Source organism: Cyanobacteria bacterium GSL.Bin1, from assembly GCA_009909085.1.
Classification (GTDB): Bacteria; Cyanobacteriota; Cyanobacteriia; order Cyanobacteriales; family Rubidibacteraceae; genus Halothece.
This window is the reverse complement of sequence record JAAANX010000128.1, coordinates 89514-101102: the sequence shown is the minus strand read 5'-3', so window position 1 is coordinate 101102 and position 11589 is coordinate 89514. Positions and strand designations below refer to the sequence as shown.

The following is an 11589-nucleotide window of genomic DNA, read 5'->3' as shown; positions in this document are numbered from 1 at the left end:
CAAGGGAATAGCAGTAAACCCGACCAGCCAATAAAGACAAATCTGTCGCGCTTGAGCCAGTCATCGACGAGGTCGAAGACTCCTCTTTGTTGTTGGGCGCGTCCTACTGCAATAGTCATTGTTTCAAATCCTCTTGCTTAATAATTTGTTGCAAGAATACTAAGTTTTACGTGCTTTTGTCTCTTTAGGATAACCTACCTGCACTAAAAATGTTAAGAAAGGCTCCGCAGAGACAGAAAAAAGTTAATGATGATTGCACCCCTTAGAAACTCCCCATGTCGGGACATTTCTCTAAAGATTGAGAAGGGGTTAACTTAACTTTTTTTAACAATAGCACAAGTTTTCCTCATTTTTCGAGGGGGATTGTGCAATGATGCGAAGCGACTTACTCTATTTCTACTGTCTCATGGACATTCTAGAATGGAACATGGTCATTAGAGAACAATTATCTTTAAGTCCCTTTTCCCGTCAATCCTGGAAAAGGCAAACGTTAAGAACTGAAGGAGATATTAGATGAGTGCATCTGCAACCGCTCAAGATAGCCAAGTCCTGAGGCAAGACATTACTGGTGCTCGCCGTCCTAGCAACTATTTCTGGGCTGTCATTGCCATGATTGGCGGGGTCGGTTTTCTTTTGGCAGGTCTATCGAGCTATTTACAAGTTAATTTACTGATTGTTAGTGACCCCACTGATTTACAATTCATTCCCCAGGGAATTGCTTTAACCTTCTACGGTGTTGCCGGTTCACTCGTATCCCTTTACCTCTGGCTCGTCATTCTCTGGGATGTAGGGGGCGGTTACAACGAGTTTAATAAAAACACAAATCAAGTTAAGATTTTCCGTTGGGGTTATCCCGGTAAAAACCGCCGGATTGAATTAGAGCATAATCTTAATGAAATTGAGGCGGTCAAAGCAGAGATTAAAGAAGGCTTGAACCCCAAGCGCTCCCTCTATTTACGGATTAAAGGACGGAGAAATATTCCTCTCACGCGTGTGGGAGAACCCCTTTCCCTAAGTGAATTAGAGAATCGGGGTGCAGAGTTAGCTCGTTTTTTAGGTGTCCCTCTTGAAGGAATTTAAAGGCATATGTCAATGAATCAATCTTTCCAACGGTGGCTCGGTAGAGTTGTATCAGTGATGGTTGTCATCACTGTTTTTCTCAGCGGGTGCAGTGCAACCTCCAACCCCAGCCCAGATAACCAACAAAGTAATTCCCAAACCACCCCAGAGAGTGTAACGATGAGTAATTTACCGCAATTAAATGGCACAGCAACTGTTGAGTTAACCGTGAAAGGGTCTCCCATTACCCTGATCATTAAGGGGGATAAAGCTCCTGTAACGGCTGGTAATTTTGTGGATTTGGTCCAACGAAAATTTTATGATGGTTTAACCTTTCATCGGGTGGTCAAGGAACCGCAGCCCTTTGTTGTCCAGGGTGGTGATCCCAAAGGCAATGGCACCGGCGGCTTTGTGAATCCGGAAACCGGTCAACGACGCTCGATTCCTTTGGAAATTTTGCCGGAAGAGGCAGAGGAGCCGGTTTATGGTAAAACTTTACAGCAAGCTGGTTTTGAAAAAAACCCAGCTTTGAAACATGAGCGCGGCGTCTTATCGATGGCGCGATCGCAGATGCCCAATTCCGCTTCTTCCCAATTCTTTATTACCCTCGCAGAACTACCATTCTTAGATGGTGACTATGCTGTATTTGGCGAAGTTGACAGTGGGATGGATGTTGTCGATACGATTCAGCAAGGAGACCGTATCGAATCTGCAAAAGTTGTATCTGGACTGGATAATTTAATTAGAAATTAATCTGTTCATTGGTCAGTGGTCATTCGTTATTTAGTTACCTAGAGACCTTTCATTGAGTATCTGTCACTAATCACGAATGTAATCATGAGTATTGTCAAAGGACAAAGGACTAATGATAAAGGACAAAGAACAAACAATCGTTATTACTGGAATCGGTTGTTGGACAGGATTGGGCAATGTTAGTCAAAGTTGGCACCAATTACTCGCTCGCAATTCCAGCATTGTTTTACAGCAGCCGTTTCCAGAACTACCCCCTTATCCTTTGTCCTTGATTCAAGACCAACCGTTATCTCTGGCAGTTTTGACCCCATCAATCGTTAACGCTGCGCTAGCGGATGCAACTTTAAAACCTCCTTTACCCGATTGTGGGATCGTTGTGGGTTCCAGTCGGGGTTGCCAGGGAGACATCGAAAAAATTGCCAAACAAAAAGGAGAATTGGTTAACTGGCTGGAGATCTTGCCTCACCAAAGTGCGATCGCGACAGCGCAAATGGTGGGGAGTAACAGTATGGTTCTATCGCCAATGGCAGCGTGTAGCACAGGAATTTGCGCGATCGCGCAAGGCTATGAATTAATCCAAACTGGACAGTGTGAACAAGTGATGGCAGGTGCGGTTGAAACCCCCGTTACGCCTCTTACTTTGGCTGGTTTTGCCCAAATGGGGGCTTTAGCCAAAACCGGTTGTTATCCCTTCGATACAAAGCGCGAAGGGCTGGTTCTCGGAGAAGGGGGAGCCGTTTTTATGTTAGAATCTCTTGCCTCGGCGCAAAGCAGAAACGCTCATATCTATGGGGAAATCGCAGGCTTTGGGTTAACCTGCGATGCTTATCATGTCAGTGCGCCTGATCCCAATTATCGCTGCGCGAGTCTCGCGGTAAAAAAGAGTTTAGAAATGAGTGGGATTACTGCAAGTGAAATTAATTACATCCACGCCCATGGAACCAGTACGCAACTCAATGATGCCCGAGAAGCCCAGTTGATTCAATCTTTGTTTCCCCGTGACGTTGCAGTGAGTTCTACGAAAGGGGCAACAGGTCATACCTTAGGGGCTTCGGGCGCGATCGCGCTGGCTTTTACCTTAATGGCGTTGCAAACCCAGACTCTACCCCCCTGTGTAGGATTAAGAGAGTCTGAATTTGATTTAAACTTAGTTAAACACGCGATGCCAAGTGAGATTAACGCGGCTCTTATTTTAAGTTTCGGTTTTGGCGGACAAAACGGTGCAATTATCGTGAGGAGATAGACTAGTCATTAGTCATTAGTCATTAGTCATTAGTCATTAGTTTCTTGGTTATAAGCCCTCCTCCTCTCCCTTGTCTTCCTAATCCTCCTTGTCTTGCTTCTCTTGGTAACTAATCACTAATCACTGATTTACCAGCCCCACGTTCCGGGGGCACCTTTAAACGGACCCACAATATCACTGGTCACCCAACCGCCATAAAAATCTCCGGCTTGCGCTTGGACTTTCTCGCCATCGACATAACACGCTTCCATTTTTGCGGGATAAAAAGCGAAGTGGTCTACGATCTCAGGATAACGAGAACTGGGATTGGGATAATCCCAAACCGCATTTACTGCTTCTTGATCACCCACTTGCAACGTGTAATAACGGGCTTTCCCTTTCCATTCACAAAACGTTTGATGATTGGTTGGGGTGAGATACTCCGGTTTGACATCTGCAGCGGGAATATAATAAACCGGCGGATGACTCGTTTCTAACATTCGCAAGGGCTTTTTGGTATCTGCAACCACTTCACCGTTAAATACAACTTGGATGTGTTTTGTAGATTGTTCAAGACGGGGTGGACGGGGATAATCCCACACTGATTCTTGTCCGGGTTTCGGTTCGATGCGTTGACGGTTAAACATGATCCAGATTGCTATGATTGCTGTGTTCTCCTTGCTATTTTAAGAAAAGTTCCAATCGTAGTGGGTGCTGAGTTTGTCTGTAACCACAAGTCTCTTAATTTTTATCTTTTGCGCTGGCGCGATCGCGCTGCTAGGGACGCGCATGACCAAACTTTCTGATCGCCTCGCCGACAAAACCGGGATGGGAGAAGCGATGATTGGTGCGGTTTTTTTGGGGGGAAGCACATCTCTGTCGGGAATTGTTACCTCCGTGACCGCTGCAACCAACAATCATCCGAGTTTAGCGATTAGTAATGCGATTGGGGGGATTGCTGCGCAAACCGCCTTTCTCGCGATCGCGGATATCTTTTATCGCCGGGCTAATCTGGAACACGCTGCAGCATCCGTGGCTAACTTAATCCAAGGAACGTTACTAATTACCCTCCTTTCCCTCCCTTTACTCGCGATCGCAACACCAGAAATTAGCCTTTGGGGTTGGATTCATCCCGTATCTGGTGTGTTGATTCTCAGTTATCTTTTCGGACTGTTCCTCACTTCAGAAGTCCGCACCAGACCGATGTGGCGACCGCGCAAAACCGAACAAACCCGTTTCGATGAACCAGCGGAGATAACCGCCCATGACTCGCTATTCCGGCTGTGGGGTCAATTTATTATCTTAGCCGGATTGCTAGGAGAAGCGGGATATTTAATTGCTAAGAGTGGATTGGTGATTGCCGAGGAAACTGGGCTATCTGAGTCCGTCATGGGAGGCATTTTTACTGCTGTTGTCACCTCACTGCCAGAACTAGTAACAACGGTTGCTGCGGTGAGAGAGGGCGCATTAACTTTAGCAGTCGGAGGGGTGATGGGAGGCAATAGTTTTGATGTTTTGTTCTTAGCGATTTCTGATTTTGCCTATGATCAAGGATCGATTTATCAAGCCATTACCAGCAGTGAAATTTTCGCGATCGCGCTAACCCTCCTTATTACTAGTATTCTTCTGTTGGGACTGCTACGTCGAGAAAAATATGGCATTGCCAATATCGGATTTGAAAGTTTTTTAGTCCTCCTCTGCTATTTTGGCGGTTATTTATTCCTCTTCTTCAGAGGGTAAATCAGGATCGGGCGTCTCTGGTTTGTCTGCTGGAGGAGATGCTTTCCATTCGGATAAGGAACGTTCGACAGCATATTGAAAGTCGATGGGAAGAATAGAGATTGCTTGGGTTGCACTGTCTTCTGGATTGATTTGTGCATAAATCTGTTCTTCATCAAACGTCGGGTTGCCTAAAACCACTTGATGGTTTGTATTATCTTGCAACTCAATATTAATAGTTGCTAAGGGATTGTTTAAGCCGTAAGTTTCTAATTGATCTGCTTCTACTGTGAAGGTCTCACTACTGCTTTCTTTAACTAAGAGATCTAATAAAAAGACAATCGTTCCTTCTTCTGCCGGTGAATCTTCCGGTTGTTTCATTTGCCAAGAATTGGCGGTGTCTTCTAACCTTAGGAATTCTAAGGTTTCTCCACTGTTCTTTTCGATTTCCAACCGTTGTACGTCTGCTTCAGCAAAAGAAAATAAACTTTGCTGAGACGCTGTTTCTATTTCTTCTTGAGAGGGAAAGCGTATTTCAAAAAAATAAACATATCCCCCTAATCCTAGGGCAATGAGTATTAAAACAAGAGTTGTTTTCTGCATTGTTAACGCCGTCTCAACCAACTAATAATTGCTAGAATTAAACCAAACAGGGGAACAATCCCAATTGCGATTCGACTTAAAATTGCGGCTTGCTGCGGACTAAGATTAATCCGTCGGTTTGTTTCTTCTTTCGGACGCAAGGCTAAAGCGGCGGTATCCCGATTCGCTAGCCAGTCAACAGAATTTAAAAACATATCTCCATTCAGTTGCTGCATAAACAAACCATTCCTTGCAAAATCAGAATCGCCAAACACAACCACTCTTGAATCTGGACTCGGTTGCGGAGAAGCGATTTCTTCACTTGCTGTGTCTTCTGGGGTTTCCTCAATAGGATTGGTGGCTTCTCCTTCAGCATTAGCAGGCATTTCTTCCGTTTGTGGTTCAGCCTCAGGCATTTCCTGATCAGGCAGATCTGGAGATACTTCTGTTTCTTCCTCGGTTTGCATTTCGGAGGACGAGGCTTCCACGCGATCCAAAGCAAAACTGATCACTAAGGGTCCAGCGCGATCGCGTTCTGGGTTATATGCTAATTCTTCCTGGGTGGTATCACTTTCTGCCCAACTCTCTTCACTGGTATACGCTAAAGCCGTGGCAGCAATTCCTTCTTTTTCTACTGCATCAACCGGACGAGCTAGAGGATAAACGGAAATCCCATTGCCAAAGGGATTAGTAATCGGATGATCCCCGTAACGCGTGACAAGAGCAGTTGCCACATTAAACCCCAGCACTTGCCCTTGTCCAGAGGCATCGACAATGACCCGATCATCGAGTTGAATGCCCCAAGTATCTAAAATCGGGTCTAAGCCACTGTTACTATCGGGATCAAGCAGGAGTAAGAGGCTACCCCCTTCCGCTAAATAAAGGGCAATGGCATCCACTTCTGCGCCGAATAATTCTCGCTGTGGAGAGGCAATCAGCAATACACTATTAGCTAAGTTGGGCAGATTGGTTTCTTCGGCAAAATTAAACGGTTCGACTTTATACCCTTGTTGTTCCAAGCTTGCAACCGCTTGTGATAAGCCTCCTTGTACCGCATCTAATGGGGGTTCGCCATGTCCTTGCAAAACATAAACAAACGAAACGCGATCGCGCTGAATATTTTGAATGGCGCTGGTTAATTTAACTTCTGAAATGGGTTCAACTTCACTCACTTGTTGAACAAACTGCGTTTTGTCTTCATATTCAACATAAACTTCTCCATAAGATTCCACACCAAATTCTTCCACTTTCGCAATATTGGTCTGGGGATCAACAAATTCCACCTGAAAGTTCTCGCTTTGTTGTTGATAATTGTTTAATAACCGTTCGGTTTCCTGAGACGGCAGATTCTTAAAAACCCAAACCGTTAACGGTTGTTCTAAGTTTGACACTAATTGCTTGGATTGGGGGGCAATGGTATAAAGATTATTTTCCGTCAAATCAACGGTTTTTTCATAGCGGACGCTTAAAAAGTTCAACAAGCCAACAATTACAAACAGCGCGATCAGGGCAATTACAGCATTTAAATTCGCTTGCGTTGAACGTCGTTGCCAGAAGTGTCGGGTTAGGAAAACTAAACTAATAATTGCAATGACGCCACCGGCTACCATTAATCCCAACGGAATTGGTAACCACTCATTCGCCACATAACCCGCCGTCAGACCAACAATGACAATAATAATGCCAAATAAAAACAAATACTTAGCCATCAATTAGGATTCCATCCGTTTCATCACAGGGGTCATTATAGGAGAAAAGGTAACATTTCCGTTTTACTTTTCCCTTGTCCGAAGTTCCGCTTAACTGCTTACCATCCGTTACTGACCCGCTCCCTCGGATTCTGAGGCTTTGTCTGCCGCTTCGAGAACATCTTTGATCCAAGCTTCTTCAATCCAGATTTTGGCGATCAGCGCTAAAGGAATTGCCAGCAGGAGCCCGAGTGGCCCCAGAAAGAACGTGAAAAAGAGTTGAGCAATCAGCGTGGCTGCTGGCAACAGCGACACTTGCCGTTGGAGAATGAGTGGACTAAACAAATACGTCTCTATGTTCTGAATCACAACATAGAGAACAATCACGGCAAGGGATTGGAACCAGGAATTCAGCAACGCCACTGACAGCGGGAACACGGTACTTGCCAGTGGCCCGATATTGGGAATAAAGTTAAACAGACCGGCGATCACAGCATGGGTCAAGGCATAGTCAACTCCGATCACGAAAAGACCTAAAAAACTTAAGATGGCAACAAACAAGGACTTTAAGAAAACGGCACCCAGCCAGTCGAGCAAAGTCACTTCGCACTTTGAGAAAATCTCATCGGCTCGCTGCCGGTAAGCCGAGGGAAACAACCTCACCAGCAAGCGCCGATAGGCCAGCGGGTCGGCGAGCATCATTAGCATCAGGACAATCACCAGCAAGAGTTTGAGGAGAATTTCCAGGGAATCGGAAAAGAAATTGTAAAAGCCCTGAACGATCCGCTTTGCCTCCTCAATGAGATCGCCAAGATCAATCCGGTCGCCAAGGTTGGGCAGTTGGAAGTCCAGTTGCGGAACCCATTTCCGAAGCCAGGGGGGCGGATCGGCAATTAACTCATTGAGCCGGGGATACCAGTTTTCCAATTCCGCTGGCATTTGCTGAATCCGTTCAATAATTTGTTGGGATTGGCTAGCGACGAGGGGTCCCATCAGGAGGAGCAACACCGTGATGATAACCAACATTAAGCCCAAGGCAATCAAGACCGACCCCCCCCGGCCCACCCCAAAGGTTCTGATTAGTTTCCTCACCAAACCGTTCAGGGCAATGGCAAAGACGACGGCGGTAAACACCAGCAGGACAAAATCCCGAAACTGCCAGAGGATCGTCAGGGCAATCACCAGGCAGAGAAAATTAACCAGGTCGCTGAATTTCATCGCCGGTTACCGAATTGATGAATCTCGATTTGATTAGTTAGAAGGTTCGCTGACCAAGCCATTGCTTTGGAGCAGTTAAAAGAAAAAGGAATATTTGAAGTATGCCATCAAATTGAATGTCTTATTCAGGAACGACCTAATTTAGCAATATAGGCGAGAATCCTACGACCAAAATCTTTGATTTGGTCGCTAGATGAATCGCCATCAATCGAGGGGGTTCAATACCCCTGAGATTGATAACTTCCTGATTTGCTCTCTGATTACTTCATTTTGGCTTCTTTGCTTGTGTTTACAAAAAGAGAGAAGTTGTTGATGTTCTTCCTCAGTACATCTAATCGTTATCTTTTTCATTATTGCCGTCAAAATGACTTTTATAGATTATAATAAAGGGAGAATGGATTCACCAATTAAAGCAGTGCGAGTTTCCTATCAATATCGATTAAAACCTGACAAGGAACAAATAGCCAAGATAGAAAAATGGCTAGAAATGTTGCGCTGTCAATACAACTACTTGTTAGGTCAACGCTTTGATTGGTGGGAAACTCATAGAACGGCTGTCAATTCTTGTCCTTTAATCTGTCACCTCCCAGAGTTATCTGACCGTCCTACTTATTTCTCACAAAAGCAAAGTTTAACCCAACTCAAAAAAGACCGTCCTTGGTATAAGGAAGTCCAGTCACAAGTCTTACAAGATTGCGTTAAAAGAGTTGATTTGGCTTTTCAACGTTGGCTTAGAGGGGATAAGAATGGGAAGAAATCAGGCAAGCCAAGATTTAAGGGGAAAGGACGTTATCGAACAATTCTCTTTCCACAGGTCAAAGCTGATTGTGTCCAAGATTATCACATCAATTTACCTAAGTTCGGAAAAATTCGGTTGATTGAACATCGTCCAATTCCTGATGGTTTCCGAATTAAAACGGCTCAGATCACTAGAAAAGCTGATGGCTATTATTTGACGCTTTCTCTAGAAGATGCAAACGTACCAGAATCAACTATAGATATAACTCCCACCTCAGAAAATACGCTAGGTATTGATCTGGGATTGAAAGACTTTTTGGTAACTTCTGAAGGCGAAAAAGTAGAAATTCCACAGTTTTATCGAAAAGGACAAGAAAGACTTAAGAAGCTACAACAGAAGGTTTCTCGTCGTCAGAAAGGAAGTAACCGTTATTTGAAGGCAGTCAAACAACTTGGAAAACACCATCAGAAGGTGGCTAGACAGAGAAAAGATTTTCACTTTAATACCATTAAGTTAATCCTCAGCAAGGGAGATGTTATTGCCCGTGAAAAACTCAACATTAAGGGACTTGCTAAAACCAGACTCAGCAAATCGATCTATGATGCTGGTTGGGGAACATTTCTAAGTAGGTTAACCGTCAAAGCCGAAAATGCTGGGCAGTTAACAATAGAAGTCAACCCCAAAAATACATCACAGAATTGTTCAGGCTGTGGCAAGAAAGTCCCGAAGAAGCTATCAGAAAGAATCCATAATTGTCCTCATTGTGGGTTATCAATGGATCGGGATCAGAACGCGGCAGTAAATATAAAGAATTTGGCGGCAGGGATTTCCGTCATTAATAAAGCTCAGTCACGAACCGAAGCGCAAGCTGGTGCTGCTGAGAAGCCCCAACCACATCACGAAGTGATTGGTTGTGGGTAATTCACGTCTGGCTCACTGAAAATTTTGCCGTTCTCCCCTGAATTTTTGGGTTCTCCGTGATCGGTAACCTTGATTGGCTTCTCAGAAAGAGGAGCGACCTCGCACGGCGCTAGGGAACGCGCAACGATCTAACGCCTGGCTTTAAGAGCAAAAATTATCCTTTTAGCGTTAGTCCCCAACTTAAACCCGCACCCAAGAATAACCAACTCAGAAAACAGATTCGAGTTAAACTTAAGGCTTGCTTAATTTTTGCTTCTGTAATTGGCTGATCCGAATTGCCTAATAAGGGCTTTTCTTTAATGATGCCCTGATACGTATTCTTTCCTCCTAACTGTACCCCTAAGACAACTGCATAAGCACACTCACTCCAGCCAGCATTGGGACTCGGATCTTGTGTGGCATCTCGCAGACAAATTTGCCAGACTCTTAGGGGTTGACGACCGATTAATCCGATACTCACAACAGTTAGGCGACAGGGAAGCCAGGTTAGAAGATCTTCAAATTTGGCACTAAACCACCCAATATCGGTGAATGGTTCTCTTTGATAACCTACCATTGAATCCAGGGTACTGGCTGCTTTATACGCGATTGCTAAGGGAACACTGCCAACCCCAGGAATGAATAACCCAACAATTGCATAAAATAGGGGTGCAGTGACACCATCAGTTGTATTTTCGGCAACGGTTTCTAATACAGCGCGTGCAATTTCTGTTGAGGATAAATCTTCCGTATCTCGCCCCACATAATAACTGAGTTGAGTACGAGCAGTGGCAATGTCATTATTCTTTAAAGGCCTTAGTACCGCGATCGCTGCTTGACGTAAACTGCAACCCGCAAAACAACTAGCAAGCAAAACCACTTGTAAGCTGAAACTAAGCAGAAGAGAAACCTGTTTGCTAAGTGCAATTACTAGCCAAACCACCCCCCCACTCCCCAAAATTAAACCCATTCCAAGAACAACTCCAGCCAGACGACGGCAAGTCGAATTCTTAGTGAAATTGATAACAATTTTGGTCATGAAGGAAATGATACTGCCCATTATTTGAACAGGATGCGGAATCATTTGGGGATCACCGATTAGGTAATCGAGAAATGCAGCAATTAGTAATGGGGTTACACCGGAATCGATCATGTTTAAACTACAAAATTTGTTTCTTCTCCTTGTGCTGCTTGCCAACTCCGAGCATCATAATATAAGTCAGCGAGACTGATACTATATAACGCTTCTTTTAACTTTTGATAGAGTTGTCGCCAGAGACTATAAGTAACCCAATCTTCAGTCTGTTCAGCATCAGGAGTATGGCGAGGTAAAGGATCAATTGTCTCGCCAACCGCTTCTAAAATTTGTCCTAAAAAAATCTCTTGGGGCTCTCGGGCGAGTTGATAGCCTCCTTGTGCGCCGCGTACCGACTTGACTAAACCCGCTTGGCGTAAGGCAATCAATAATTTTTCTAAATAAGCTGGGGGTAATCCTTGGCGTTGCGCGATCTTTTTTACCGATGTCGGACTCAGACGCGATTGTAAACTTAAATCTAGTAATGCTTTAACGCTATAGTGTCCACGAGTCGTCAATTTCATTTTTGTCAAGTTAATAACAATGAGCGCGACTGAAGCCCTTAGCTTAAGCCGAAACAGTGTCTGATCTTAAGGTAAATACTATTACCATATCATTAATTGATGGCATTAGG

At 44.5% G+C, this 11589-nt stretch carries 12 protein-coding genes; 5 read left to right on the top strand and 7 right to left on the bottom strand.

The window, feature by feature from the left end; genetic code table 11:
- On the bottom strand, nt 1-119 hold a 119-nt coding region (locus GVY04_16490), incomplete at its 3' end, for a photosystem II D2 protein (photosystem q(a) protein) (GenBank protein ID NBD17668.1).
- Nucleotides 120-513: 394 nt separating this feature from the next.
- On the opposite strand from GVY04_16490, the gene GVY04_16485 reads away from it, so the two are divergent.
- The 3 genes from GVY04_16485 (at nt 514) to GVY04_16475 (ending at nt 3055) form a co-directional block, all read left to right on the top strand.
- Nucleotides 514-1080 carry a photosystem I assembly protein Ycf4 gene (locus GVY04_16485; GenBank protein NBD17667.1) on the top strand — a complete coding sequence of 189 codons (567 nt, stop codon included), beginning with the start codon at nt 514-516 and terminating at the stop codon, nt 1078-1080.
- Nucleotides 1081-1092: 12 nt separating this feature from the next.
- Nucleotides 1093-1812, top strand: a complete 720-nt coding sequence (locus tag GVY04_16480) for a peptidylprolyl isomerase (GenBank protein NBD17666.1) — start codon at nt 1093-1095, stop codon at nt 1810-1812.
- 112 nt (nt 1813-1924) lie between these two features.
- A complete protein-coding gene (locus GVY04_16475) occupies nt 1925-3055 on the top strand; it encodes a beta-ketoacyl-ACP synthase (GenBank protein NBD17665.1) in 1131 nt (376 codons plus the stop codon).
- A 128-nt stretch (nt 3056-3183) separates the two neighbouring features.
- Here the strand turns inward: GVY04_16475 and GVY04_16470 are convergent, their stop codons facing one another.
- A complete protein-coding gene (locus tag GVY04_16470) occupies nt 3184-3681 on the bottom strand; it encodes a DUF427 domain-containing protein (protein NBD17664.1) in 498 nt (165 codons plus the stop codon).
- Between the two features lie 67 nt (nt 3682-3748).
- Between GVY04_16470 and GVY04_16465 the strand changes: the two genes are divergently transcribed.
- Nucleotides 3749-4774, top strand: coding sequence for a sodium:calcium antiporter (locus GVY04_16465; protein ID NBD17663.1), 1026 nt, complete (start codon nt 3749-3751; stop codon nt 4772-4774).
- Here the strand turns inward: GVY04_16465 and GVY04_16460 are convergent.
- The 3 genes from GVY04_16460 to GVY04_16450 form a co-directional block, all read right to left on the bottom strand.
- Nucleotides 4751-5356, bottom strand: coding sequence for a DUF4340 domain-containing protein (locus tag GVY04_16460; GenBank protein NBD17662.1), 606 nt, complete (start codon nt 5354-5356; stop codon nt 4751-4753). The two genes, GVY04_16465 and GVY04_16460, sit on opposite strands and share 24 nt — an antisense overlap.
- Nucleotides 5357-5358: 2 nt before the next feature.
- Nucleotides 5359-7044, bottom strand: coding sequence for an ABC transporter (locus tag GVY04_16455; protein NBD17661.1), 1686 nt, complete (start codon nt 7042-7044; stop codon nt 5359-5361).
- A 108-nt stretch (nt 7045-7152) separates the two neighbouring features.
- Entirely contained in the window at nt 7153-8241 is a 1089-nt protein-coding gene (locus GVY04_16450) for an AI-2E family transporter (protein ID NBD17660.1), read from the bottom strand.
- 364 nt (nt 8242-8605) lie between these two features.
- Between GVY04_16450 and GVY04_16445 the strand changes: the two genes are divergently transcribed.
- Nucleotides 8606-9901 (top strand): transposase, encoded by a 1296-nt coding sequence (locus GVY04_16445; protein NBD17659.1) that lies wholly within the window; start codon nt 8606-8608, stop codon nt 9899-9901.
- A 154-nt stretch (nt 9902-10055) separates the two neighbouring features.
- Here the strand turns inward: GVY04_16445 and GVY04_16440 are convergent, their stop codons facing one another.
- Nucleotides 10056-11033, bottom strand: coding sequence for a cobalamin biosynthesis protein (locus GVY04_16440; protein NBD17658.1), 978 nt, complete (start codon nt 11031-11033; stop codon nt 10056-10058).
- A 2-nt stretch (nt 11034-11035) separates the two neighbouring features.
- Nucleotides 11036-11479 (bottom strand): Rrf2 family transcriptional regulator, encoded by a 444-nt coding sequence (locus GVY04_16435; protein NBD17657.1) that lies wholly within the window; start codon nt 11477-11479, stop codon nt 11036-11038.
- Nucleotides 11480-11589: the final 110 nt, after the last annotated feature.

Bases quoted from the DNA above. Each gene is read 5' to 3' on its own strand.
- GVY04_16475 (NBD17665.1), top strand. From the start codon at position 1,925: ATGATAAAGGACAAAGAACAAACAATCGTTATTACTGGAATCGGTTGT.
- GVY04_16445 (NBD17659.1), top strand. From the start codon at position 8,606: ATGACTTTTATAGATTATAATAAAGGGAGAATGGATTCACCAATTAAA.
- GVY04_16460 (NBD17662.1), bottom strand. From the start codon at position 5,356: ATGCAGAAAACAACTCTTGTTTTAATACTCATTGCCCTAGGATTAGGG.
- GVY04_16480 (NBD17666.1), top strand. From the start codon at position 1,093: ATGAATCAATCTTTCCAACGGTGGCTCGGTAGAGTTGTATCAGTGATG.
- GVY04_16440 (NBD17658.1), bottom strand. From the start codon at position 11,033: ATGATCGATTCCGGTGTAACCCCATTACTAATTGCTGCATTTCTCGAT.
- GVY04_16485 (NBD17667.1), top strand. From the start codon at position 514: ATGAGTGCATCTGCAACCGCTCAAGATAGCCAAGTCCTGAGGCAAGAC.
- GVY04_16435 (NBD17657.1), bottom strand. From the start codon at position 11,479: ATGAAATTGACGACTCGTGGACACTATAGCGTTAAAGCATTACTAGAT.
- GVY04_16470 (NBD17664.1), bottom strand. From the start codon at position 3,681: ATGTTTAACCGTCAACGCATCGAACCGAAACCCGGACAAGAATCAGTG.
- GVY04_16450 (NBD17660.1), bottom strand. From the start codon at position 8,241: ATGAAATTCAGCGACCTGGTTAATTTTCTCTGCCTGGTGATTGCCCTG.
- GVY04_16455 (NBD17661.1), bottom strand. From the start codon at position 7,044: ATGGCTAAGTATTTGTTTTTATTTGGCATTATTATTGTCATTGTTGGT.